Source organism: Geodermatophilus sp. DF01-2, assembly GCF_004571065.1.
GTDB lineage: Bacteria > Actinomycetota > Actinomycetes > Mycobacteriales > Geodermatophilaceae > Geodermatophilus.
This window is the reverse complement of the sequence record NZ_SPQN01000015.1, coordinates 1-24,676: the sequence shown is the minus strand read 5'-3', so window position 1 is coordinate 24,676 and position 24,676 is coordinate 1. Positions and strand designations below refer to the sequence as shown.

Genomic DNA, 24,676 nt, shown 5'->3' with positions numbered 1-24,676 from the left:
GGACGGGGCGTCCGCAGCCGGCCGCCGGTAGGGTTCCGGCAGGTGCGCCGGGAAGTCTGGTCGGCAACGTCTCCGCCGACCCCTCCCCACAGGAGCCCCCCGTGACGACCCCCACCCGCCTCTTCGGCCGCGGCTCCTGGAGGGAGGCCAGCCGGATGGCCGCCGTCCTCCGGAAGGAAACCGTCGGCGGGGCGCTGCTGCTGGCCGCCGCCGCGGTCGCCCTGGTCTGGGCCAACTCGCCGTGGGGTGCGGCCTACGAGACGCTCCGGGACACGCGGGTGGGCCCGGCCTCGCTGCACCTGGACCTCAGCCTCGGCGCCTGGGCGGCCGACGGCCTGCTGGCGATCTTCTTCTTCGTGGCGGGCCTGGAGCTCAAGCGCGAGTTCGTCGCCGGCGACCTGCGCGATCCGCGCCGGGCCGCGCTGCCGATCGCCGCGGCGGTGGCCGGCATGGCCGTGCCCGCCCTGCTGTTCGTGCTGATCAACCTGGGCGGGGCGGACGGCGTCCTGCGCGGCTGGGCCATCCCGAGCGCGACCGACATCGCCTTCGCCCTCGCCGTCCTGGCGGTGATCAGCACCCACCTGCCCAGCGCGCTGCGCACCTTCCTGCTCACCCTCGCCGTCGTCGACGACCTGCTGGCGATCGTGGTGATCGCCGTCTTCTACACCGAGGAGCTGTCGGTCGGGTTCCTGCTGCTGTCGTTCCTCCCGCTGGCCGTCTTCGGGTTCCTCGTGCAGAAGCGGATCCGCTCGTGGTGGCTGCTGCTGCCGCTGGCCGCGCTCACCTGGGTGTTCATGCACGAATCGGGCGTGCACGCCACCGTCGCCGGGGTGCTCCTGGCGTTCACCGTGCCGGTGGTCCGCAGCGCGGCGGCCGGCGGCCCGGACGCCGGGCCGGGTCTGGCCGAGCACTTCGAGCACCGCATCCGGCCGATCTCCGCCGGGGTCGCCGTCCCGGTGTTCGCCTTCTTCTCCGCCGGCGTGTCGGTCGGCGGGCTCGCCGGGCTGACGGCGTCGATCACCGACAGCGTGGCCGTCGGCATCATCGTGGGGCTGGTGGTCGGCAAGGCGGTCGGCATCACCGCCGCCACCTGGCTGGTGTCCCGCTTCACCCGGGCCGAGCTGGACGAGGAGCTCGGCTGGCCCGACGTCCTCGGCCTGGCCCTGCTCGGCGGCATCGGGTTCACCGTGTCCCTGCTGATCACCGAGCTGGCCTACGGCATGGGGTCGGACACCTACGAGGACGCGAAGGTCGGCATCCTGGCCGGCACCCTGCTGGCCGCGCTCCTGGCCGCCGTCGTCCTGCGGTTGCGCAACCGCCGCTACAAGCGCATCTACGAGGACGAGCGCGCCGACTTCGACCACGACGGGATCCCGGACGTCTACCAGCGGGAGACCGTCGACGACCGAGCCGAGCACGACCCCGACTGGCGGGGGGCGTCACCTCCCGGCCGCACCGTCGGCGATTCCGCTGACGGCTGAGAATCCGCGTTGCCGCCCCCTCGACCGCGACGTACCGTCGGGGTACACGAGAAGGGAGGTGGTCCGAACAATTGAATTCTTATCGGACTCGTGAGGTGGCTGTCCGCTAGCCGCCGTCCAGATGGGCCGCCCGTTCGGAGTGGAATCCGAACGACGGCATGATCGCCCGTCCGTCGTACGGCGGCGAGCGAGAACCGGACAGTCACCCGACCCCCGGGCCGCCGGCATTTGTCCAGCCGGCCCGCGTGCAGCCCCCTGGCACCGCCAGGCAGGGCGCCGCGGAGCAGCCCGGGGGTTGTCCGTTCTCCGAGGAGGCCGCGGCCGTGCAGCTCGGCGGCGGGGCCTCGGCGGGGAAGCCGGCATCGTGACCGACGTCTCCTCCGGCGCCTGGATCGCCGAGAGCCTGCGCCCCGCGCCCGGCACCGTCGCCGCACTCGTGCCGCCGGTGTTCGGGGCCTACGCCCCCGTCCTCCACCCCGCCTACCGCTACGTCGGGGACGACGACGTCGAGGTGACCTGGGCGGAGGTGGCCGCCGCCAACGGGACGGTCGCGCACCCGCTCGTGCAGTGGGCGGGCATCACGGGCGGCTGGGAGTACCACCACGAGGACAGTCAGCCGCCCACCTGGGACGGCGCCCCGGCCGAGGGGCACCTGCCGGTCGCGGTGGCCGACCGGCTGGCTCGGGTGCTGGCCCGGCACACCGGCACCCCGGGGGAGTGCTGGTTCGGCCGTTGGGACGGGTTCGGCTACGACGTCCCCGGCCACGGCGGCGCCTCCCGACTCGCGCTGCCCGGCGGGCACGACGTCGTCCTCGTCCGCGGCACCGTCCGCGACGCGTCCCGCAACCTCGCTCCGGAACCGCACGAGCAGAGCGCGAACCTCTGGTGGCCGGCCGACCGCGCCTGGCTCGTCACCACCGACATCGACCTGGTGAGCACCTACGTCGGCGGCAGCGCGGCGTGCATCGCCGACCTGGCGAGCGCACCCGACCTCGAGGTCGCCCCCGCGTCGCCCGACGACCGGGTGGGGCGGGCCGACGACCCGCTCAACCCCGTCCCGGAGGGCTGAGCCTCAGTCCCGCAGCACGACCCCGCTGCCCGTGGTCCGCACGGTCACGGCGTCCCCGCCCACCTCGATCCCGGTGATCTCCCGGCCGAAGGGCAGGAGGTCCAGCGGCACCCGGAAGCCGAGGCGTTCGGTGGCGAGCAGCTCGGCGGTTCCCTCGAGGGCCGGCTCGGACCGCAGGCCGGTGGGGCGGACGACCAGGGCAGCGGCCGCAGCGTCGACGGGTGCCACGGCCGAGGCCCGGTAGCTGCGGTCGAGGACCTGCCCCTTCCCCGCCACCCGCACCTCCCCGGGGCCGGCCGGGCCCACGGTCAACTGCCGGCCGGTGAAGCCGAGGTAGCGGTCGAGGGCGTCGTAGCCGAGGCGCGCCTCGGTGGCGGTCCGCTCGACCACGACGGCGTCCGCGTCCCGGACGATCAGGTCGTGCAGGGACAGGTGCACGCCACGGAGTCCGGCCTGGACGCCGTCGAGGGTCAGCGGCCCGTTCGAGATCTGCTGCATCGTCACCTCGACCGCGTCGTAGCGGCCGCGGAGCGCCTGCAGCAGGACCGGCCCGCCCTCGATCTCCACCGTCGGCGGCTGCACCGCCCCCGTCGCCTGCTGCAGTTCCTCGGCCAGCAACGACTCCGCGGCCTCCCGGGCCAGCCGGTCGAGCCCCCACAGCAGGAGCCCCACCCCGACGAGGACGCCCAGCAGCAGGGGGACCAGGCCTGAGGTCCGTCCGCGGCTCACCGGGTCCGCCCCGCCTCGGCGACGTCCCGGCCGCCCGGCCCCGACTCCACCGGCTCGACGTCCCCGCCCTCGCCGTCGTCCGTCCCGTTCCGGTCCCCGGGCGCCTGCGGCGAGGTGCGGATGCGGCGGCTGGGCCAGCCGGCCGCCCGGCCGAGCAGGGTCAGGACGGCGGGGGTGAGCACCGGGCGGATGAGGAACGTGTCGATGAGCAGGCCCACCGCCATGACGAAGGCGATCTGCCGGAACAGTCCGAGCGGGATGATGGCGACCATGGCGAACGTCGCCGCCAGGATCACGCCGGCGGCGCTGATCGCCCCGGCGGTGGCCGGCATCGCGATCCTGATGGCCTCGCCCAACGGCCGCCGGCCGGCCTCCTCCCAGATGGAGCCGACCGCGAAGACGTTGTAGTCCGAGCCCAGCGCCAGGAGCAGCACGGCCGTGGTGAAGGGCGCGAAGAAGAGCAGGCCCGGGTTGTCGAGCGCGCCCTGGAAGACGAGGACGGCCAGCCCCAGCGCGGCGGCCACGCCGAGGGCGCTGCAGGCCAGCAGCAGCAGCGGGGCGAGGACGGCACGCAGGTACAGGCAGAGGATCAGCAACTCGATGATCAGGGCCGCGATCAGGATCGACTGCAGGTTCTCCCGCGTGATCTCGGCCAGCTCCGCGGCGATGGCGGTCTGGCCGCCGACGCCCACGGTGACGTCCTCGACGCCGGACGCCGCGAGCAGCTCGTCCACCCGCTCCTGCAGGAGGCCCACGTCGGCGATCGCCGGCGCGGCCAGCGGGTCGCTGTCCAGGACGACGACGAAGCGCGCGGCATCGCCGTCCTCGGCGAGGACCAGGCCGAGGCCATCCTGCAGCGGGGTGTCCGCCGGGCCGAGAACCTCGGCCACCCCCGGTTGCTCCTCGAGAGCGGCCTGGAAGCGCTCGAGCGCCGCGCGCTGCGCGACGACGCCGTCCCCCTCCACCAGGACCTCGGTGGGCGCCACGGCCCCGCGGACACCGGCCTCCGCGAGCACCCGGGCCCCCACGCGCACGGGGTCGTCGGGTGGCAGCTCAGACACGAAGGACACGTCGATGCGCAGGTCGGTCAGCGGCAGCGACGCCGGGATCAGCAGTCCCAGGCTGAACAGCACCGCCACCGCCGCGCCGCCGCGCCGGGAGACGGCGCCGGCCAACCAGCGCGTCAGCCGGCTGGGCGCGTGCTCGCCGGAGGCCGGCCGGCCGGTCCCGATCGTGAGGAAGAGCCGGTGCCCCAGGATCGCCATGAGGGCGGGGATCAGGGTCAGGGACACCACCATGCCGACCAGGACGGCCAGCGCCAGCGCCGGGCCGAAGGCCTGGAACAGCTGGAAGTCGGCCACGAGGAGCGCGGCGGTGCCCGCGGCGACGGTGATCCCGGCGACCGCCACGATGGGCCCCTCGGTCAGCACGGTGCGGCGGGCCGCCTCGTGCCGGTGCAGGCCCCGGCCGAGCTCGCGACGGAACCCGGAGAAGAAGAGCACGCAGTAGTCGGTCACCACCCCGATGAGCAGGGCGGCGACGAGCGGCTGCAGCTGGTCGGGGAGGGCGAAGCCGAGCGCCGCGGCCAGGCTGTCGAGGACCCGGAGGGCCACCAGGTAGCCCAGTCCGGCGGTGAACAGGACGACCAGCGGAGCCACGACGGACCGGAAGGCGAACGCGACCACCACGGCGATGAGGATCAGCGTGGCGATCTCGAAGGTGTGCAGGTGGGCCTCGAGGTGGTGGACCTGGCGGACCTGCGCGGGGAGGACCCCGGTCACGTAGGTCTCCACGCCGGGCTGGTTGCGGAAGTGCGCGGCGTACTGCTGGCCGAGCGCGACCCGTTCCTCCAGCCCGGTCCGCGGCGAGGTGTAGACGTAGCTGACCGCCGTCTCCGAGGAGCCGAACGGCAGCGGGACGGCGCCGATGATCTGGCCGGTCCCCGGCGGGACCTCGCCTTCCAGGTAGGCCTGGGTGTGCGCCAGCGCCCACAGCGCGACGTCCGCACGGGCGAGCGCGTCCAGCCCGTCCGGGTTGTGCACCACGACGGAGGTGTCCGACAGGACGGGGACGCGGAAGTGCTCCAGGGACCGCTGCTGGACGGCGACCGCCTCGCTGTCCGGAGGCAGCAGGCTGCCGATGCTCCCGCCGCCGCCACCGCCCTGCCCGGCTGCGGGGACCAGCACGGCGAAGGCGGCAGCGGCCACCCATGCGGCGACGACGACCCAGCGTCCGGTGACCACCGCGGTGCGCAGTGCCCGTGCCGACGCCCGCGCCACGCGCCCGGGCAGGGCGACGACCCACCGGAGGGTAGGTAGACCGGTCACGGAGCCTCCCGACGTGGCCGTCCGCTCGGCCGCCAGCCCCGGATACCCCGGTCGGTCGGCGGGTAGAGATCGGCGTCCATCGTGTAAGGAGGTCGTCATGGCCGAGTCGCGCACCGGAACCGACGACGAGGAGGCTCCGGCCTCGCCGGCGACTCCGGGCGGCCCGGCGGCAGGAGCCCGCACGGGGCTGGTCCTGGCCGTCGTCCTCGTGCTGGGCCTCACCGTCGGAGCGGTCACCGTGGGGCTGCTCAGCGACGCTGCGCCACCGCCGGCCTCGGCATCCGGCGACCTGCCGGCGGACGGCGGGCTGCTCCCCGACGTACCCCTCCCCACGACCACGACCCGGTTCGAGGTCAACGCGCCGTGCCTGCGCGCCGTGAACGCCGCCCAGGACGCCTACGCCGCCGTGGACGAGCTCGGAGAGGCCGCCGCGGCACTGGACGCCGCCCGGCTGGACGAGGTCGTCCGCCGGCTGCAACCCCTGCAGGAGCAGCTGGAGGCGGACCTCGCGGCGTGCCAGGTGACCCCGGTCGACGACCCGCCGGGAGGGGCGCCCCCTCCGGCGACGACACCGACGGCGCCCACCCCCACCGGGTGACCGGCCACCGACCCCGTCCCCCGGGCTCGGTTCAGAGCCGGGCCAGCTCCTCGGCCAGGTCGTCGAGCCCGAGTGAGCCCTGCGAGAGCGCCGCCATGTGCCATGCGCGGCCGTCGAAGGCGTCGCCGCGGGTACGACGCGCCGCCTCCCGGCCGTCCAACCACGCCCGCTCGCCGAGCTTGTAGCTGATCGCCTGGCCGGGCAGGCCGAGGTAGCGGACCAGCTCGCTGTCGAGGAAGGCCGGGTCGGCGCCGCTGTGCTCGCCCAGGAACGTCCGGGCCAGCTCCGGCGTCCACGGCCGGCCGCGGTGCCCGGCGAGGGCCCCGTCGGCGTCGTCCGGCACCGGCAGCTGCAGGTGCATGCCGATGTCGACGACCACCCGCATCGCCCGCAACTGCTGGGCATCGAGGTAGCCCAGGCGCGTCCCCGGGTCGGCGAGGTACCCCAGCTCGTCCATGAGCCGCTCGGCGTAGAGCGCCCAGCCCTCGACGTTCGCCCCGACGGAGCCGAGCGAGGTCTGGTACGTGGACAGCTGCCCGGAGACGTACGCCCACTGGGCCAGCTGCAGGTGGTGACCCGGGACGCCCTCGTGGTACCAGATCGAGGTCAGGTCCCAGAGCGGGAAGCGCTCCCGGCCCAGCGTGGGCAGCCAGGTGCGACCCGGGCGGGAGAAGTCCTGTGCGGGGCGGGTGTAGTACGGCGCCGCGGCGGTGCCGGGCGGCGCGATCATCGCCTCGACCCGGCGCACGGGCTCGGCCAGGTCGAAGTGCACGCCGTCCAGCGCCGTGATCGCCTCGTCCATCATCGCCTGCAGCCGCTGGCGGATGGCCTCGACGCCCTCGACGGCGGGGCCGTGCACGTCGAGCCAGCGCATCGCCTCCATCGGCGTCCCGCCGGGCACCACCCGCTCGGCCTCGGCCCGCTGCTCGGCGGCGATCCGCCGGTGCTCGGCCCAGCCCCAGGCGTACGCCTCCTCCAGCCCGTCGCCCGCGCCGAGGTCGGAGCCGGTCCAGCGGCGGGCGGCCAGCGCGTAGCGGTCGCGGCCGACGGCGTCGGGCGTGCCCACCGTCCGCGGGCCGTAGTCGTCGCGGAGGAAGTCCCGGACCTCCGCCACCGCCTCGTCCGCGGCCTCCGCGGCGGCGTCCAGCTCGCCGCGCAGCGCGTCCGGGCCGCCGGCGGCGAAGCCGGCGAAGAACGGCCCGGCCAGCCACTCGCCGAGCTGTCCCACCACGGTCGACACCTGCCGCGGCGCGACGAGCAGACCGCGCCGGGCGCCCTCCTCCAGCGCGGCGCGGAACCCGCGGTAGGCCTCGGGCACCCGCGCCATGCGGCGCGCGACGACGGCCCAGTTCTCCTCCGAGGACGTCGGCATGAGCAGGAATACCTGGCGGATCGAGTGCACCGGGCTGAACAGGTTGGACAGCGCCCGCAGCCCCTCGCCGGCCTCGTGCGCGGCCAGCTCGGCGCCGAGCCGCTCACGCAGCAGCCGGGCGCAGCGCCGCTCGACCGGGTCGTCGTCCAGGCTGGGATCTGCGGCCAGCACCCGGTCCAGCTCGGCGAGGGTGCCGCGGGCCAGTTGCGCCTCGGCCTCCAGGCCGGCAGGGCTCGGGTCGGGCAGCCGGTCGTCGCCGGGACGGGTGCCCAGCGAGGTGGCGACGATCGGGTCGAGCTCGCAGACGGCGTCGACGTACCGGTCGGCGACCTGTCTCGGGGTGCTCACCTGAGCCGTTCCAGCCGGGCCGACATGGTGGGCCGCAGCGGCTCGTCGGCGGAGGCGCGATCGATGGCGTACATGAGCGCGCCTTCGACGATGCCGTAGAGCCGGACGGCGCGGGACACGTCCGGGGCGTCCGGCGTCCGCGCCAGGACGTCGCTGGTCAGCTCCCAGCTGGTCGTCGTCCGGGCCCGTCCGACGTAGAGCTCCACCAGCCCGTCGGGGCTGGTCACCAGCAGCTCCACGTCGTCCCGGCCGCGCGGCCGCCAGAAGCCGGACTCCCGGACGGCGGGCCCGACGACCGTGCCGTCGTCGGTGAGCCGCCAGGTCCGCGACTCGTAGGCCAGGAAACCGCGCCCGTCGTGGCTGAACCGGATCCACTGGCCGAAGCGGTGGTCGCCCTCCGCGCCGGCGGCCTGCCCCTCGCCGTGCCACTCGCCGAGCAGCGGCAGCACGGCCAGCAGCTCCTCGGAGACTTCCGGGCCGGAGCGGACGTCGACCGTGTCGGGAACCGGCAGCTCGGTGTCGCCGCTCATCGGCGCGCCTCCCGCGGACGGCGGGCCAGCCGGGCGGCGCCGTATCCGCAGCCGAGCGCCGCGAGCGAGGTCAGGGCGACGAGGACCCAGGCGGAGACCATGCGCCCCACCGTAGGACCGCCGGGTGAGGTGCTGGAACGGCCCCGTCCAGGGCACCGTCCTGAGCGTGCGTAGGACGGGGAGGACGGGGGTCCTTCGTCACGCAGTCACCGGCGCGGCGCCGACCGTCGCCGCGACCACCTCGGCCCACGGCGTGGCGGTGAGCCCGAAGGCCGCTGTCGTGGCCGACGCGTCGATGACGTAGGGCCGGTCGAACTGGTGCCGGACGTCGAGGACCTCGCGCATCACCGGCGAGGCCGACCCGGCGGCGCGCAGCACCGGCCACGGGATCCCGCGCACCCGCGCCGGCGGCCCGCCGAGCACCGCCGCCAGGTCGGTGAGCGCCTGCCGCTGCGACCGGGGAGGCGCGCTCGGCACGTGCCAGGCCCGGCCGAGCGCTCGCTCGTCGGTCCCCAGGGTCGCCAGCGTCGCCGCGACGTCGGGCAGGTACGCCCAGCTGCGGGGGACGTCGGGGTCGCCGACCACCCACGCCGTCCGCCCCCGGCGCAGCGCCGGCAGCTGCCGGACCAGGTGCGAGGAGGCGGCCGGCACCTGGGGGCCGACGAAGTCCGCGGCGCGGGCCTCGGTCACCCGCACCCGGCCGGCCTCGTGCGCCACCAGCGCCTCCCGCCACATCCCGACCCGGACCCGGCCCTTGACGTCGGTGGCGGCCAGCGGGGTGTCCGGAGTCATGGGGCCCTCGGGGCGGCCGTAGCCGTAGAGGTTCGACATCGTGACCAGGACCGCGCCGGTCCGCTCGGCCGCGGTGAGCAGCGCGGCGGCGACCGGCGGCCAGTCGGTCGCCCAGCGGTGGTACGCCGGGTTCGCCGCGTTGTAGAGCGCGGACGCGCCGCGTACCGCGGTGGCGAGGGCACCGGCGTCGGTGGTGTCGACCCGCCGGTGCTCGACGGCGTCGGTCGACGTCCCGCCGCTGCGCGACAGCACCCGGACCCGGTGCCCCTGGGCGGCGAGCAGGTCTGCGGTCGTCGTCCCCACCGGCCCCTTGCCGACGATCACGTGCAGTGCCATGGCTCCTCCTCGAGCGTTGTCGAGAGCAGCGCTCTCGGCTGCGGACGACGCTCGCACGGCATGCGTCCGGCGTCAAGAGCAACGCTCGCGGTTGCGTGCACTGCTCGCTTCGGGGACGATCGGGGACGTGCCGCCCACCGTCCGTGAACGTGTCCGCGCGGAGCTGACCGCCGAGATCACCGCCGCCGCACGCCGGCAGCTGGCCGAGGTCGGGGCGGCCGCGCTCTCGCTGCGGGCGGTCGCGCGGGAGGTCGGCATGGCCTCGTCGGCCGTCTACCGCTACTTCGCCAGCCGCGACGACCTGCTGACCCGGTTGATCATCGACGGCTACGACGCGCTCGGCGCCGCCGCCGAGGACGCCGACGACCCGGACGCACCGCCACGGGAGCGCTGGCTGGCGGTGTGCCGCGCCGTCCGGTCGTGGGGCCGGGCGCATCCCCATGAGTACGCGCTGCTCTACGGCTCCCCCGTGCCCGGCTACGCGGCCCCGCGGGACACGGTGCCCGCCGCCGCGCGGGTGGGCGTGGTCCTGGGACGCATCCTCGGCGACGCGGCCCGCGGCGGTGCGCTGCCGGAGGCGCTCGGGGGCGACCGGGACCCGGAGCTGGTGAGCGACGAGACGGCTGCGGTCCTCGGCGGGGAGCACGCCGCGCTCGACGACGCCGTCCGGCTGCGTGCCCTGCTGGCCTGGAGCTCGGTCTACGGGACGATCAGCTTCGAGCTGTTCGGCCACCTCGTCGGCTCCGTCACGGACACCGACCGCTACTTCGACCTCGCGATGGGCGAGCTCGCGGGTCTCGTCGGACTCTGAGCCCCGGCCGGCGGCCGGTCCCGGTGAGCGGCGCCCGCGACCCCCCGAACCGGGGGCTTCCGGCCCGCCGGAGCCCGGGTGGAGGCTCCTCGCACTCAGTGGCGACGCGGCGGCGGACACGGACGTCCGCCGACCGGGGGGCCGGCGCCCGGGACCTGGGAGCACCCATGCGCATCCACAAGACACGACTCCTGGCGGTGGCCTCGGTCGCGGCGGTCACGACCCTCTCACTGGCCGGACCGGCCGCCGCGGGCGACGGCGACCGGTACCGCGGCGGGGACGACAGATCCCACAGCCGGGACGACGACCACGACCGGGACGACCACGACTGGGACGACGACCGGGACGAGCACGGCGACCGGGACGGCGACGAGATCGAGGTCCGCCCCGGCGAGAGCATCCAGGAAGCGGTGGACGCCGCCGAGCCCGGCGACACCGTCGTCCTCCACCCCGGCGAGTACCAGCAGAACGTCACCATCACGACCGACCACCTCTCCCTCGTCGGCCACGACGCGGTGCTCCTCCCCGCGGGCGCCGGGCAGACCGAGTGCGACACCCTCGGGGAGGGCGAGGCCGAGGAAGGCGGCACCGGAGGCGAGGGCACCGGAGGCGAGGGCACCGGAGGCGAGGGCACCGGAGGCGAGGGCACCGGAGGCGAGGGCACCGGAGGCGAGGAGCCCGCCCCACCCGCGGAGGAGCCGCGGATGTCCGGCATCTGCATCCTGGGCGATGTCGTCCTTCCGCCCCCGCCCACCAACCCCGAAGAACCCCCCGGCGAGATCGAGGTCCGCGACGCGGTGACGGGGGTGAGCATCCGCGGCATCACGGTGAAGGGGGCCAGTGGTGACGGCCTGATCGCCGTCGGCACGGAGAACCTGAAGGTCCGCGACAGCCGGTTCGCCGACAACGGAGGCTACGGGGCAGCCAGCTTCGTGGGCACGGGCACGACGTTCCGGGACGACGAGGCGACCGGGAACGCCGAAGCGGGGTTCTACGTGGGCGACAGCCCGGACTCCCAGGCCGATGTGCGGGACAACCATGCGGTCGGCAACGAGCTCGGCTTCTTCTTCCGCAGCGCCAGCAACGGCAAGGCGCGGGACAACGTCGCTGAGCACAACTGCCTCGGCATGCTCGTGCTGGCCGACGCCCCGGGTCCGGCCGCCGGCTGGGACCTCCGGGACAACCGGGTGAAGGAGAACAACGCCGAGTGCCAGGGGCCGGAGCCCGGCACGACCATCAGCGGTGCCGGGATCGTCATGTTCGGCGCGACCGAGTTCCGCGTGCGCGACAACAAGGTCACCGGCCACGTGTCCCAGAGCCCCGAGACCACCGTGGCCGCGGGCGGCATCGTGGTCCTCTCCGGTTTCGGGGGCACCGCGCCCAGCGGCGAGGTCGAGGACAACAAGGCGAAGGGCAACGAGCCGGCCGACATCGTCTGGGACGAGACCGGGGAGGTCGAGTTCGACGACAACCGGTGCGAGGAGTCCATCCCCGACGGCCTCTGCGACTGACGTCGCTCGTCCGGCGCCCGCTCCGACCACGTGGCCGGAGCGGGCGCCGTCGCGTGTCTGTCGACCCAGCGCCCCGTCCCCGGTCGGCATGCGGCAAGGTGGAGGTCCCGGCGGAACGGAGGAGGACGGCGTCATCGAGGAGCACGGTGCCGACGGCGTGACCCTCCGCGAGGTGGAGACCCGGCTCTCCCGCGCGCTCGCCCGCTACGAACGCGTCCTGGCCAACGTGGCCGACGGCATCTACGGCCTCGACGCCTCCGGACGCGTCGAGTTCGTCAACCCGGCGGCGGTGCGCATCACCGGACACTCCGCGGAAGAGCAGCTCGGGCTCGATCAGCACGCGGTGATCCACGCCCGCCGACCCGACGGCTCGCCCTACCCGAGGGAGGAGTGCCCGGTCTGGCGAGCGCTGCGGACCGGCCGGACGGTCGCCGCCGACTCCGAGGTCTTCTGGCGCAGCGACGGCACGCCGGTGCCGGTCGAGCTGATCGCCGTCCCGACGGTGGAGGACGGCGTGGTGACCGGCGTGGTCGTCTCCTTCCGCGACCTGACCGACCGCCTGGCCGCCCAGCGCCAGGCCGCCGAGCTACGACGCGTGACCGAGCGTGCCGCTGCACAGCGCGCCCTGTCGGACCGGCTGCAGCAGGCCCTGTTGACCCCGCCGCCGGAGCCCGACCATCTGCAGGTCGCCGTGCGCTACCGCCCCGCCGCCCACGAGGCGCAGGTCGGCGGTGACTGGTACGACGCGTTCCTGCAGCCCGACGGCGCGACGATGCTCGTCATCGGGGACGTCGTGGGCCACGACAGCGACGCCGCAGCGGCGATGGGTCAGCTGCGCGGGCTGCTGCGGGCCCTGGCCTACGACAACGAGGAGCCGCCGTCGGCGACGCTGTCCCGCACCGAGCACGTCGCCCGCGGGCTGGCGGTCAGCACGCTGGCGACCGTGGTGCTCGCCCGCATCGAGCGCCACCCGGACGTGCCCGTCGCGGGCACCCGCGTGCTGCGGTGGAGCAACGCCGGCCACCTGCCGCCGGTGCTGCTCGCCCCGGACGGCACCGCGACCCTGCTCGAGACCCGACCCGACCTGATGCTCGGCATCGACCCTCACGCGCCACGCGCCGACCACACCGTAGAACTGGAGGACGGGCACACCCTGCTGCTGGTCACCGACGGCCTGGTCGAGCGCCGGGGCTCCGACCTGGACACGGGGCTGGCCGCGCTGCGGGAGGCGCTGCGGGACCTCGGCGGGACGCCGCTGGAGGAGCTCTGCGACACGCTCCTCGCCCGGATGCTGCCCGTGGACGGGGCGGACGACGTCGCGCTGGTCGCCGTCCGGACCCATCCGGAGGACCGTCCGCGGCCGTCCGAGGCAGGCCCCAACCGCCTGCCGCCCGGTATCGCCTAGACGGGGCTGTTCCAGGGGGTCGCGTGGCTGCACCTCGCTCCCGCGGGAACGTCGTCCTGCCAGGCCTGCACCTGCAACAGCCCGTCCAGAGACGAGGACGGCGCCCGCCGGGCAGGTTCCGGGCGGGCGCCGTCGGAGGGGCGCGGTGGGCGCCGTCAGTCGATCGCGACGGTGGTCTCGTTCAGGCCGACGTCGGCGGTGAGCACGCGCTCGCCCTTGCCGACCGGCGCGAGGGACCGGAGCTTCCACTCGCCCGGCGCGGCGAAGAATCGGAACTCGCCCTCCGGGCTGGTGACCACCTCGGCGGTGAACTCGTCGGTGGCGTCGAGCAGCCGCACGTAGGCGCCGGCGACGGGCGCGCCGTCGTGCCAGACCTGGCCCTGGATGACCGTCTGGGTCGTCAGGTCCACGCCGGCGAGCGCGCCGCCCTGCCTGGGAGCGCCGCACATGCTCAGGCCCCCTTCTCGATCGGGACGCCGACGAGCGAGCCGTACTCGGTCCACGAGCCGTCGTAGTTCTTGACGTTCTGGTGGCCGAGCAGCTCGCGCAGCACGAACCAGGTGTGGCTCGAGCGCTCCCCGATCCGGCAGTAGGCGATGGTGTCCCTGCCGGTGTCGAGGCCGGCGTCGGCGTAGAGCTTGCGCAGCTCGTCGTCGCTTTTGAAGGTGCCGTCCTCGTTGGCCGCCTTGCTCCACGGCACGTTCACCGCGCTGGGGATGTGGCCGGGACGCTGCGCGCCCTCCTGCGGCAGGTGCGCGGGGGCGACCAGCTTGCCGGCGAACTCGTCGGGCGAGCGGACGTCGACCAGGTTCTGCTGGCCGATGGCGGCGACGACCTCGTCGCGGAAGGCGCGGATGGAGGTGTCGGGCTCCTTGGCCACGTACTGGGTGGTCGGACGCTCGACGACGTCGGTCGACAGCGGGCGGCTGTCGAGCTCCCACTTCTTGCGGCCGCCGTCGACCAGCTTGACGTCGCCGTGGCCGTAGAGCTTGAAGTACCAGTACGCGTACGCGGCGAACCAGTTGTTGTTGCCGCCGTAGAGCACGACGGTGTCGTCGTTGCCGATGCCCTTGGCCGACAGCAGCTGCTCGAACTGCTCGCGGTCGACGAAGTCACGGCGCAGCGGGTCCTGGAGGTCGGTCTTCCAGTCCAGCTTCACCGCGCCCTCGATGTGGCCCTTGTCGTAGGCGCTGGTGTCCTCGTCGACCTCGACGAAGACGGTGCCGGGGGTGCCGATGTGCTCCTGGGCCCAGTCGGCGGAGACGAGCACGTCGTTGCGGCTCATGAGGTGTTCCTCCCGTGGTCGGTGGGTGCGGTCGGGGTGTGCGCGTACGGGTCAGGCGGTGCGGGAATGGGGCGCGACCCAGCGGCGGGGCGGTGCGGGCGCGTCTGTGCGGAGCGCTGCAGGACGGCGGTGGGAGCGCGTCCGGACGAGCGGCCTCGTCCTCAGGAGGCCGGACACAGGCAGCTGCCGACGCGGCACAGGTCGACTGTGCGGCGGGAGGTCAGCAGCAGGCCCACGGTCGCGAGAATAACGGATCACCGGCCCCTCCCTTCCCGGCAGGCGGCAGCCGGCACGTGCGCATCGACGAGAGTCGCGAGCTCCGCGGGCGGCACGGCCCGCAGAACGCCGTCGAGAACTGGACGACGGTCAGGTCGGCCTCGCCCGGGTGCGCACCCGGGCCCTCGAGCACCGCGCCGTCCGTCCGCTCCACGTCGGGCACCAACCCGGCCCGCCGTTCGCGTGTTCCGGTCGGCGCGGCGCGGGTGTCAGCCGCGCAGCACCGTGTCGGTCGCCTCGACGGCGATGCGCACGCCGTCGTCGCCGACCGCGACCCCGACGACCTGCAGGCCGAAGGGGAGCGCCGGGAGCTCGTAGCGCAGGTCGAGTGCGTCGGTGACCTGGTCGACGAGGCGGCCGGGCACGTCGACGCCGCCGCTGGAGGCCTCTTCCACGTCGACCACCAGGACGCCGTCGACGAGCGCCACCGTGCCGACGGCGGTGAGCGGCAGCGTCAGCCCCGCGACGTCGACGGTCCGCTCCACCCGCACCCGGTCGCCCTCCCGGGCCAGGGTCGCGCCGGGGCTCAGTTGCTCGGCCAGCAGCGCGTAGGAGAGGGTCGCCGCCCCGTCGACGCGTTCGACGGGTACCTCCTGCACCGAGCCGGAGAGGACGTCGGACAGCGCCACCTCGACGCCGCGCAGGGAGACGTCGACGAGGACGCCCTCGGGTTGCCCGAGGTCGGCGGCACCGAGGGAGATCCGGACCTCCTGGTAGCGCCCACCGGCCGCCTGGGTCAGGAAGGGGAAGCCCCCGATCTCCACCTCCGGCGCGCCGGTCAGCCCGGCCCGCTCGGCGACGACCTGCCCGACCTGGGCCTCGGCGACCTCCTCGCCCACCCGGTCGGCGACCAGTGCCAGGCCGGCCAGGAGCAGGAGCACCACCAGCAGCGCTCGCACGGCCGGCCCCTCAGAGGGCGTTCTGCAGCACGACGGAGAACGCGACCGGCGCGGCGGCGGCGAACGGCAGCACCGCCTGGAGCAGCGGCGCCGGCCAGGCCCGACCCGGCCCGGCCGCGACGACGTAGCCGGCGGCCAGGCCGACCAGCGCGGCGACGGCACCCAGCACCAGGCCGGCGGCGAGCGCCGCGAGCAGCGTGGCCACGTCGCCGGAGCCGGTGCGGAGCAGGGCCAGGACCGCACCCGCCAGCACGGAGAGCACCAGGGCCGGCACTCCGCGCGGCACGCCCGGTGCGACCGGGGGGCGCGGCAGCACCAGGTCGACCAGGTGCCCGACCAGCAGCGTCGTCCCGACGAGGAGCAGCGCCGTGGTCGCGGCCGGCGCATCCCCGGCGGTGGGCAGCAGGAGGAGCACCGCGAGCGCGGACACCGCGCACACCAGCAGGAGGACGCCGGCCAGGGAACCCACCACGTCGCGCCGCGGCGCCCGGCGCAGCATCTGGTGCAGCACCGCGGCCAGCAGGCCCAGCCCCGGCACGGCGAGCAGCGAACCGATCTCGGGCCGCTCGGGCACCACCAGCAGCAGGTCCGCACCGGCCGCTGCGGCCAGCCCGAGCACCGGGGCGCCGGCCCGGGCCGGGATGCCGGTCGCCGGCACCCACGCCGCGACCAGCGCCACCTGCAGGACGGCGACCGCCGCCAGCCGTCCCGCCTCGCCGGCGTACCCGGGCAGGAGGACGAGCAGCGCGGTCGCCAGCGCGACCGCCCCGGCCGCGGCCAGGTGCCACGCCCGGACGGGCAGACCCGTCCCCACCTCGGCCGCTGTCACGGGTCGATGGTGGCAGACGCCCAGCGCCCGATCCGCTCGACGAGCGGAGCGGTGGCCCCGCTCTCGGCGTGTCCGGACCCCGGGACGACCCGGAGGAACGACGCCCGGGCGACCGAGCCGGTGAGCCCGTGCACGGCGACGAAGGTCAGCGGCCGGGTGGCGGAGGCCGGCGGCGCGGACGGGACGGCGACGCCGGCCAACCGCACACCGTCCTCCGTGCCGACCCCCACGTGTCGCGAACCATGGATCGGAGGGGTGCTGGGCGACACGTCGGCTATCCTGCTGGCTCACCGACAGCGCCGTCGTGGGCCCCCGGACGCGCTCCACCGTCCCCGGCTCCCCCTTGAGGAGACGTCATGCGACTCGTGCTCATGACCGGCGCACGCCAGGCCACGACCGAGGTGCTGCCCGCGCTCGGCCTGCTGGGGCACCACGTCCGCGTGGTCGCGCCCGAGCTGTCGAGCCTGCTCGACGGCGACGCGGGGGACGTCGTCCTCGTCGACGCCCGCCACGACCTGATCCAGGCCCGCACCCTGTGCCGGCTGCTCTCCTCCACCGGCGTCGCCTCGGCGCTGGTGGCGGTGCTCTCGGAGGGCGGCCTGGTCGCGCTGTCGGCCGACTGGGGCGTCGATGACGTGCTGCTTGACACCGCCGGCCCGGCCGAGGTGGACGCCCGGCTGAAGTGGGCCACCGCCCGCCGCCTGTCCGCCGCCTCCTCCGCGGACGGCGCCGACGGCGGCGTGACCCAGGCCGGCGAGCTGGTGATCGACGAGCACAGCTACTCCGCCAAGCTCCGCGGCCACCCGCTCGACCTCACGTACAAGGAGTTCGAGCTGCTGAAGTACCTGGCCCAGCACCCGGGCCGGGTCTTCTCGCGCGCGCAGCTGCTGCAGGAGATCTGGGGCTACGACTACTTCGGCGGCACGCGGACCGTCGACGTCCACGTGCGCCGGCTGCGGGCCAAGCTCGGGACCGAGCACGAGGCACTGATCGGCACCGTGCGCAACGTGGGCTACAAGCTCGACCAGCAGGTCGCCGCCGCCACCGCGGCGGCGGCGCGGGCCGAGGCCCGCGTCGCCGAGGACACCGCGCAGAACGACACCGAGCTGGTCCGAGGCCCGTCCTGACCTTCGTCTCCGTCCGGGACGTCGACCGGCTCGGCCCGGCCGACGTGCCCGCGGTCCTGGCACTGCTGCGCGCGGCCACCGCGGCCGACGGCGTCCGCCCGCTGTCGGAGGAGGCCGAGCTGAGGCTGCAGCACGGTGGCCCCGGCGGCGGCCGCGACGTCCTGGCCGCCACCCCGGACGGCGCGCTGGCCGGGTACGCGCGGTTCGAGGGCGGGGTCGGCACGGGGGACGCCGAGGCCGAGCTCGTCGTCTCCCCCGCCTTCCGGCGGCGCGGGACCGGCCGCGCCCTGCTCGCCCGGCTCGAGAAACTGGCCGGCGACCGTCCGCTGCGGGTGTGGGCCCACGGCGACCTCCCCGGCTCGGCCGAGCTGGCACAGCGGGGCGGGTACGAACGCGCCCGGGTCCTCCTGCAACTGCGCCGCGACCTCGGCGAGGCCGCTCATGACCGGCCGAACCCCAGCCTGGCCGGGTGCGCTCCCGCGTCCCGGCCGGCCCTGCCCGAGGGCGTGCGGGTGCACACCTTCCGGCCCGGCGTGGACGAGGCGGCCTGGCTGCGGGTCAACGCGCGCGCCTTCGCCACCCACCCCGAGCAGGGCAGCTGGACCGACGGCGACCTGCGACTGCGCGAGGCCGAGCCGTGGTTCGACCCGGCCGGGTTCTTCCTGGCCTGGCGGGGCGACCCCGACGTCGACGGCGACGCCACCCTGGTCGGCTTCCACTGGACGAAGGTGCACCCGCCCGGCGACGAGGGTCCCGAGCCGGTCGGCGAGGTCTACGTGCTGGGCATCGACCCCGACGCGCAAGGCCTGGGCCTGGGGCGCGCGCTCACCGACGTGGGCCTCGCACACCTGCGCGACCGGGGCCTGCACCAGGTCCTGCTCTACGTCGAGGAGGACAACACGGCGGCGGTGACGCTGTACGAGCGCAGCGGCTTCATCCGGTACGCCGCCGACGTCTCGTGGCGCCGTACCGGCTGAGCGAGCCCCTTCCCCCGCCGGTCTCCGCGGTGCATCCACCCGTGGGCGTGAGCCGGCCCACGGCCCGTGACGGAAGCCTCCACCGCCGTTCATCCCGCGTTCATCGAGCGACCCGGAGACGTCCACCTCGGCTCCCTACCGTCGGTGCCCGTTGGCTCCGCGCTGCCCGGCAGATGGCTCCGGGCGCACCCGTCGAAAGGCCACTGCCGTGAGACTCAGCACCAGGCCGCGCGCCGCCGTCCTCTCGACCGCGCTCGCCGGCACGCTCGCGCTGACCGCGTGCGGCGCCGCGAACGAGGAGGCTGCCGGTGAGAGCGGCATCAGCGCCGCCGGTGACTCCGGGCAGCTGGACGGCACCATCGCCGGTGCCGGCTCCAGTGCGATGCAGGCTGCGATGCAGGGCTGGCGAGCCGGTTACTCGAATGTGCAGCCGGGCGTGACCGTGAACTACGACCCGGTGGGCTCCGGCGGTGGTCGCGAGCAGTTCCTGGCGGGCGGCACCGACTTCGCCGGCTCCGACGCGGCCCTCGACGAGGAGGAGCTCGCCCAGGCCGAGGAGCGCTGCAACGGCTCCGGGGTCTTCGAGCTGCCGAACTACATCTCGCCGATCGCGGTCGTCCACAACCTCGAGGGCGTCGACCAGCTCAACCTCTCCCCCGAGGTGCTCGCCGGCATCTTCGACCAGCAGATCACCAACTGGAACGACCCGGCGATCGCCGCCGACAACCCCGGCGTCGCCCTGCCCGACCTGGCCATCACCCCGGTGAACCGCTCCGACGAGTCGGGCACCACGGAGAACTTCACCGAGTACCTGGCCGCCGCGGCCGGCGAGGCGTGGCCGTACGAGCCCAGCGGCGACTGGCCGGTCGCCGGCGGTGAGGCCGCCCAGGGCACCTCCGGCGTGGTCAGCGCGGTCAGCGCGGGCATCGGCACCATCGGCTACGCCGACCTCTCCCAGGCCGGCGACCTGGGAGTGGCCGCCATCGGCGTCGGCGAGGAGTTCGTCACCCCCACCCCCGAGGCCGCGGCCGCGGTGGTCGAGAACTCCGAGCGTCTCGAGGGCCGGGACGAGTACGACTTCGCCATCGAGGTGAACCGGGACACCGCCGAGTCCGGCAACTACCCGATCGTGCTGGTCAGCTACCACATCGGCTGCGTCCGGTACGACGACCGGCAGACCGCCGACCTCGTGGCCGACTTCATGGGCTATGTGATCAGCGAGGAGGGTCAGCAGGCCGCCGCCGAGGCGTCCGGATCCGCGCCGATCTCCGACGCGCTGCGCGAGCAGGCCCAGACCGCGGTGGACGCGATCTCCGCCGGCTGAGCAGACAATGACCGGCAGCGGCCCGGGGCGCCCCACGGCACCCCGGGCCGTCGGCCGCCCGGCCGCGGGCGGTCCCTGAACCCTCCGCGAGTCCCCACGTCCGGCCCACACCCCACGGAGCAACGGTGAGCAGCACCAGGACCACACCCCCGTCCCCTCCCGGGACCGGACGGTCGGTCCGCCGTCCCGGCGACCGGGTCTTCGCCGGGACCGCCAAGGGCGCCGGCATCCTCATCCTCGTCATCCTCGCCGGGGTCACCGCGTTCCTCCTCGTCGAGGCGTTCCCCGCGCTCATCGCGCCGGCCGAGGAGATCCCGGGGGACGGCGGCCTGGTCTCCTACATCGCCCCGCTGGTCTTCGGCACCCTGCTCGCCGCGGTCATCGCGCTGTTGGTGGCCACCCCGCTGGCCGTGGCCATCGCCCTGTTCATCGGCTACTACGCTCCCCGGCGGCTGGCCCAGGTGCTCGGCTACCTGGTCGACCTGCTGGCCGCGATCCCGAGCATCGTCTACGGCTTCTGGGGCATCTTCTGGCTCGCGCCCAAGCTGGTGCCGCTCTACGAGTGGCTCGAGCGCAACCTCGGCTTCATCCCGCTGTTCGCCGGCCCCGCCTCCACCACGGGGCGGACCATGCTGACCGTCGGGCTCGTCCTCGCCGTGATGATCCTGCCGATCATCAGCGCCATCTCCCGGGAGGTCTTCCTGCAGGTGCCCAGCCTGCACCGCGAGGCGGCGCTGGCCCTCGGGGCCACCCGCTGGGAGATGATCCGCATGGCCGTCTTCCCCTACGGCCGCTCCGGCGTCGTCGGCGGCGCCATGCTCGGCCTCGGCCGGGCGCTCGGCGAGACCATGGCCGTCGCCATCGTGCTGTCGGTCTCCGGCGGCATCACGTTCAACCTGATCAGCAGCGGCAACCCGTCGACGATCGCGGCGAACATCGCCCTGGAGTTCCCCGAGTCCTCGGGCCTGGACATCAACACGCTGATCGCCAGCGGGCTGGCGCTGTTCGTCATCACCTTCGCGGTCAACATGCTGGCCCGGGCCATCGTCAACCGCCGCGCCGACTTCTCCGGAGCCAACTGATGACCCAGACCTCCACGGCGCCGGTCGCCTCGGGCAGCAGCGCGCCCCCGCCTCGCGGTCGCGAGCGCGCCGGGCGCCTGGCCCGTTGGGTGCCCTGGGCCTGCTTCGCCGGCGCGGCTGTCCTGGTCGGGCTGCTCTGGCCGGTGCTCGACCTGAACATCGCGCTCGTCGTCCTCTACACCGTCGTCCTCGGGACGCTGGCCGTCTACGCGCTCGCCCGGGCCGTGGAGGGCCCCCGCCGGGCCACCGACCGGTTGGTGACCTGTCTGGTGGTCAGCGCCTTCGGCGTGGCGATGGTGCCGCTGTTCTCGCTGGTCTGGGAGGTGGTCAGCCGCGGCATCGAGCGTCTGGACGTCGAGTTCTTCAGCTACTCGCTGGTCGGGATCATCGGTGAGGGCGGCGGCGCCTACCACGCCATCCTGGGCACCCTGGTCATCACCGCGCTGACCACGTTGATCTCGGTGCCGATCGGTCTGATGACCGCGATCTTCCTGGTCGAGTACGCCACCGGACGGCTGAAGCGGGCGATCACCTTCCTCGTCGACGTCATGACCGGCATCCCGTCGATCGTCGCCGGCCTGTTCGCCTACGCCCTGTTCGCGCTCTTCCTGGGCCCGGGCATCCGGCTCGGCATCATCGGGGCGGTCGCCCTCTCGGTGCTGATGATCCCGGTCGTCGTCCGGTCGGCCGAGGAGGTGCTCAAGCTCGTGCCGAACGAGCTCCGCGAGGCCTCCTACGCCCTCGGGGTGCCCAAGTGGCGGACGATCGTCAAGGTCGTCATCCCGACCGCGATCGCCGGCCTGGGCACCGGCGTCACCCTGGCGATCGCCCGGGTGGTCGGCGAGACCGCCCCGCTGCTGATCACCCTCGGCATCACCAACGCGACCAACCTCGACCCGTTCGAGGGCCGCATGGCCACGCTGCCGGTCTTCGCCTACTACCAGCTGACCCAGCCGGGCGTGCCGCCGGAGTTCGCCACCGACCGGGCCTGGACGGCGGCCCTCGTGCTCATCATGCTGGTGATGGGGCTCAACGTCGTCGCCCGGCTCATCAGTCGCTTCTTCGCTCCCAAGACCGGTCGCTGACCGGGCAACCCTGGAGGACCTGCAGTGGCCAAGCGCATCGACGTGTCCGACCTCGACATCTACTACGGCAACTTCCTGGCGGTCGAGGGCGTCAACGTCTCGATCGAGCCGCGCAGCATCACCGCCCTGATCGGCCCCTCGGGCTGCGGGAAGTCGACCTTCCTGCGCTCGCTCAACCGGATGCACGAGGTGATCCCCGGCGCCCGCGTCGAGGGAAAGGTCGTCATGGACGGCGTCGACCTCTACGGCTCCGACGTCGACCCGGTCGACGTCCGCCGGCAGGTCGGCATGGTGTTCCAGCGGCCCAACCCGTTCCCGACGATGTCGATCTACGACAACGTCGCCGCCGGCATGCGGCTCAACAGCAAGAAGATGCGCAAGTCCGAGCTCGACGACCTGGTGGAGCGTTCGCTGCGCGGCGCGAACCTGTGGAACGAGGTCAAGGACCGGCTGGACCGCCCCGGCGCCGGCCTCTCCGGCGGTCAGCAGCAGCGGCTGTGCATCGCCCGCGCCATCGCCGTCGAGCCCGACGTGCTGCTGATGGACGAGCCGTGCTCGGCGCTGGACCCGATCTCCACGCTGGCGATCGAGGACCTGATGACCGAGCTCAAGGAGCGGTTCACCATCGTCATCGTCACCCACAACATGCAGCAGGCGGCGCGGGTGAGCGAGCAGACCGGCTTCTTCAACCTCAGCGGGGTGGGCCAGCCCGGCCGGCTGATCGAGTTCAACCCGACCGAGAAGATCTTCAGCAACCCCGACCAGAAGGCGACCGAGGACTACATCTCCGGCCGCTTCGGCTGACGAAGGACCCCGTTCTCCCCACCCCTCGCAAGCTCGGGGCGGTGCCCTGGAGGGTGGCCGCCCCTGCCCCGCCCGGTTCCCGCGACTGTGCAGAAAGCGTGGTCTCCGGGCTGGCGGACACCACGCTGAGCGCCCAATCAGTGGGCTCGGCTGTGCTCAGCAGGCGATCGGCTCGGGGGCCGACACGGCGGACGGCGCGGAGGGGGCCTCGGGCGCGGGCGTCTCGGCGGCCGGGGGCGGGCCCACGACGACCGGGACGACGCTGGAGTAGCCGGGGCCGAGCACGAGCTGCACGGCACCGCCGGTCGCGTCACTGGGCTGGAGCACCGCGCCGGGGATGGCGGCGGCGACCGTGCGGGCCTGTTCCTCGGCGCCGGCGCCGTACCGGACGAGGGTCCCGCTCACCACGCCGAGCTCGTTGCCGACCTGGCTCACCCCGAAGCCCTGGGCGCGCAGCAGGTCGGCCACGGTGGCGGCCAGACCGTTGGTCGCGGTGCCGTTGAGCACCTCGACGGTGATGTCCGCGGGGGCGGCGGTCAGCGGCTGCGGCGCCGGTGGGGTGACGGGCTGCTCGGCGGCGGCCGGCGCGGGCGCCGCGGCCACGGCCGGGTCGGCGGCCTCCGGTGCGGTCAGCTCCTCGGGCAGCCGACCCCGCTCGATCACCTCGTCGAACAGCGAGCGGGTGGCCGCGGCGTCGAGCAGCACGTGGGCCTGCTCGCTGCCGGCCGGCACGTAGCCGACCTGCGCCACCGGGAGGCCGATGCGCTGCACCGCGTTCCCGGAGAGGTCACCGAGCGTGCCGGCGAAGGTGCGCAGGTCCCCCAGGGTGGCCTCCTCGTCGACGGTGAGGGCGTCGGAGGCACGGGTGAGGAAGCGGGTGAGGGTGACGGGGTTCCCGAGCGTCCCCGCGGACATCGCCGTCCGCAGGGTGGAGGTGAGCACCAGCTGCGCGCGCTCGGCGACCGCCTCCCCGGTGACGTCGGCGCCCGCGTCACCGGGAGTGAGGTAGCTCGTGGTGCGCTCCCCGGACAGCCGGCTGGCGCCGGCCGGGAGCGGATCGGCCGAGGCGGCGACCGCCGGCGACGGCGCGGGCAGACAGACCGACACACCTCCGAGGGCGTCGACCATGCCGGGCAGCCGGGCGAGGTCCACGCCCAGGTAGTGGTCGACCCGCAGCCCGGAGAGCTGCTGCACCGCGCGAACCGTGCACGCCGGCCCGCCTTCCAGCAGTGAAGCGGCGAAGGACTCGGTCACCGCCTCGCGAACCTCACCGTCGGGGCGGATGCAGGACGGCGTGTCGACCAGCGCGGTCGGCGGGATGCTCACCAGGACCGCCCGCTGCTCGTCGGGGCTGACGTGCGCCAGCAAGGTGGCCACCGACCCCGGTCCCTCCTCCCCCGGCAGCCCCGTGCCGACGACCAGGTAGGTCGCCGCGCCCTCCTGCAGCGCGGGAGCGAGCACCTCCGGACCGTCGGGCGTCAGCGCGTCCACCCGCTGGATGCTGTGGTCCACGTAGAAGTACAGGCCCAGGTGGTAGGCGAGGACCACGCCGACGAGGACCACCAGGCCCGTGGCCGCGCGGACCAGCCGCCGGCGGCCGGGACTCCGTGCGGCGCGGCGGGCGGCCCTCCGCTCACGAGGCGAGGGCGGCGCCAGCCGGGTCGCGCCGGCGAGCGGGG

Annotated in this window: 23 protein-coding genes; 12 read left to right on the top strand and 11 right to left on the bottom strand. The window is 74.6% G+C overall.

All coding sequences use genetic code 11. The features are described 5' to 3' along the window. Positions 1–101: 101 nt before the first annotated feature. Both nhaA and E4P41_RS06795 read left to right on the top strand, forming a co-directional pair. Positions 102–1,481 (top strand): Na+/H+ antiporter NhaA, encoded by a 1,380-nt coding sequence (nhaA, locus tag E4P41_RS06800; RefSeq protein ID WP_135140148.1) that lies wholly within the window; start codon positions 102–104, stop codon positions 1,479–1,481. Positions 1,482–1,845: 364 nt separating this feature from the next. After that, positions 1,846–2,550 carry a hypothetical protein gene (locus tag E4P41_RS06795; RefSeq protein WP_245177155.1) on the top strand — a complete coding sequence of 235 codons (705 nt, stop codon included), beginning with the start codon at positions 1,846–1,848 and terminating at the stop codon, positions 2,548–2,550. A 3-nt stretch (positions 2,551–2,553) separates the two neighbouring features. Here E4P41_RS06795 and E4P41_RS06790 read toward each other — a convergent pair whose 3' ends face one another. After that, the gene (locus E4P41_RS06790; RefSeq protein WP_167760947.1) at positions 2,554–3,279 is read right to left on the bottom strand and encodes a DUF2993 domain-containing protein; all 726 of its coding nucleotides are present in this window, start codon (positions 3,277–3,279) and stop codon (positions 2,554–2,556) included. Then, a complete protein-coding gene (locus E4P41_RS06785; protein ID WP_245177154.1) occupies positions 3,276–5,606 on the bottom strand; it encodes an MMPL family transporter in 2,331 nt (776 codons plus the stop codon). The genes E4P41_RS06790 and E4P41_RS06785 overlap by 4 nt, the downstream gene beginning before the upstream one ends. Positions 5,607–5,703: 97 nt before the next feature. On the opposite strand from E4P41_RS06785, the gene E4P41_RS06780 reads away from it, so the two are divergent. Further along, complete coding sequence (locus tag E4P41_RS06780) at positions 5,704–6,204, top strand: hypothetical protein (protein WP_135140145.1); 501 nt, start codon at positions 5,704–5,706, stop codon at positions 6,202–6,204. Positions 6,205–6,235: 31 nt separating this feature from the next. On the opposite strand, the gene E4P41_RS06775 is transcribed toward E4P41_RS06780, so the two are convergent. The 3 genes from E4P41_RS06775 to E4P41_RS06765 all read right to left on the bottom strand — a co-directional run bounded on the left by E4P41_RS06775 (position 6,236) and on the right by E4P41_RS06765 (position 9,582). Then, positions 6,236–7,924: a DUF885 domain-containing protein gene (locus E4P41_RS06775; protein WP_135140144.1), complete on the bottom strand. Its 1,689-nt coding sequence runs from the start codon at positions 7,922–7,924 to the stop codon at positions 6,236–6,238. Next, positions 7,921–8,454, bottom strand: a complete 534-nt coding sequence (locus E4P41_RS06770) for an FABP family protein (protein WP_135140143.1) — start codon at positions 8,452–8,454, stop codon at positions 7,921–7,923. The genes E4P41_RS06775 and E4P41_RS06770 overlap by 4 nt, the downstream gene beginning before the upstream one ends. Before the next feature lie 198 nt (positions 8,455–8,652). Then, entirely contained in the window at positions 8,653–9,582 is a 930-nt protein-coding gene (locus tag E4P41_RS06765; protein ID WP_135140142.1) for an NAD-dependent epimerase/dehydratase family protein, read from the bottom strand. Positions 9,583–9,709: 127 nt separating this feature from the next. Between E4P41_RS06765 and E4P41_RS06760 the strand changes: the two genes are divergently transcribed. The 3 genes from E4P41_RS06760 to E4P41_RS06750 all read left to right on the top strand — a co-directional run bounded on the left by E4P41_RS06760 (position 9,710) and on the right by E4P41_RS06750 (position 13,309). Beyond that, a complete protein-coding gene (locus E4P41_RS06760; protein WP_135140141.1) occupies positions 9,710–10,393 on the top strand; it encodes a TetR/AcrR family transcriptional regulator in 684 nt (227 codons plus the stop codon). 167 nt (positions 10,394–10,560) lie between these two features. After that, entirely contained in the window at positions 10,561–11,904 is a 1,344-nt protein-coding gene (locus tag E4P41_RS06755; protein ID WP_135140140.1) for a right-handed parallel beta-helix repeat-containing protein, read from the top strand. 157 nt (positions 11,905–12,061) lie between these two features. Then, on the top strand, positions 12,062–13,309 hold the full coding sequence (locus tag E4P41_RS06750; protein ID WP_245177153.1) for a SpoIIE family protein phosphatase: 1,248 nt from the start codon (positions 12,062–12,064) through the stop codon (positions 13,307–13,309). Positions 13,310–13,464: 155 nt separating this feature from the next. Here the strand turns inward: E4P41_RS06750 and E4P41_RS06745 are convergent, their stop codons facing one another. From E4P41_RS06745 to E4P41_RS06720, 5 genes are all read right to left on the bottom strand, one after another. After that, positions 13,465–13,758 (bottom strand): DUF1416 domain-containing protein, encoded by a 294-nt coding sequence (locus E4P41_RS06745; RefSeq protein WP_135140138.1) that lies wholly within the window; start codon positions 13,756–13,758, stop codon positions 13,465–13,467. Positions 13,759–13,760: 2 nt separating this feature from the next. Further along, positions 13,761–14,594: a sulfurtransferase gene (locus E4P41_RS06740; RefSeq protein WP_135140137.1), complete on the bottom strand. Its 834-nt coding sequence runs from the start codon at positions 14,592–14,594 to the stop codon at positions 13,761–13,763. A 485-nt stretch (positions 14,595–15,079) separates the two neighbouring features. Then, positions 15,080–15,769: a DUF2993 domain-containing protein gene (locus tag E4P41_RS06730; protein WP_135140136.1), complete on the bottom strand. Its 690-nt coding sequence runs from the start codon at positions 15,767–15,769 to the stop codon at positions 15,080–15,082. 10 nt (positions 15,770–15,779) lie between these two features. Further along, positions 15,780–16,598, bottom strand: coding sequence for a hypothetical protein (locus tag E4P41_RS06725; protein ID WP_135140135.1), 819 nt, complete (start codon positions 16,596–16,598; stop codon positions 15,780–15,782). Next, complete coding sequence (locus E4P41_RS06720; protein WP_135140134.1) at positions 16,595–16,828, bottom strand: hypothetical protein; 234 nt, start codon at positions 16,826–16,828, stop codon at positions 16,595–16,597. Before E4P41_RS06720 ends, E4P41_RS06725 begins: the two co-directional genes overlap by 4 nt. Before the next feature lie 126 nt (positions 16,829–16,954). Here E4P41_RS06720 and E4P41_RS06715 point away from each other — a divergent pair, with 126 nt between their 5' ends. From E4P41_RS06715 to pstB, 6 genes are all read left to right on the top strand, one after another. Then, positions 16,955–17,725 carry a response regulator transcription factor gene (locus tag E4P41_RS06715; protein WP_135140133.1) on the top strand — a complete coding sequence of 257 codons (771 nt, stop codon included), beginning with the start codon at positions 16,955–16,957 and terminating at the stop codon, positions 17,723–17,725. Between the two features lie 44 nt (positions 17,726–17,769). Continuing rightward, positions 17,770–18,702 (top strand): mycothiol synthase, encoded by a 933-nt coding sequence (gene mshD / locus E4P41_RS06710; protein ID WP_245177152.1) that lies wholly within the window; start codon positions 17,770–17,772, stop codon positions 18,700–18,702. A 208-nt stretch (positions 18,703–18,910) separates the two neighbouring features. Further along, positions 18,911–20,026 carry a phosphate ABC transporter substrate-binding protein PstS gene (pstS, locus tag E4P41_RS06705; protein ID WP_135140132.1) on the top strand — a complete coding sequence of 372 codons (1,116 nt, stop codon included), beginning with the start codon at positions 18,911–18,913 and terminating at the stop codon, positions 20,024–20,026. Positions 20,027–20,151: 125 nt separating this feature from the next. After that, on the top strand, positions 20,152–21,108 hold the full coding sequence (gene pstC, locus E4P41_RS06700) for a phosphate ABC transporter permease subunit PstC (protein ID WP_135140131.1): 957 nt from the start codon (positions 20,152–20,154) through the stop codon (positions 21,106–21,108). After that, complete coding sequence (gene pstA / locus E4P41_RS06695) at positions 21,108–22,193, top strand: phosphate ABC transporter permease PstA (RefSeq protein WP_135140130.1); 1,086 nt, start codon at positions 21,108–21,110, stop codon at positions 22,191–22,193. The genes pstC and pstA overlap by 1 nt, the downstream gene beginning before the upstream one ends. A gap of 24 nt (positions 22,194–22,217) precedes the next feature. Further along, positions 22,218–22,997, top strand: coding sequence for a phosphate ABC transporter ATP-binding protein PstB (gene pstB, locus E4P41_RS06690; protein WP_135140129.1), 780 nt, complete (start codon positions 22,218–22,220; stop codon positions 22,995–22,997). Between the two features lie 156 nt (positions 22,998–23,153). Here the strand turns inward: pstB and E4P41_RS06685 are convergent. Further along, a partial coding sequence (locus E4P41_RS06685) for an LCP family protein (protein WP_135140128.1) occupies positions 23,154–24,676 on the bottom strand: 1,523 nt, incomplete at its 5' end.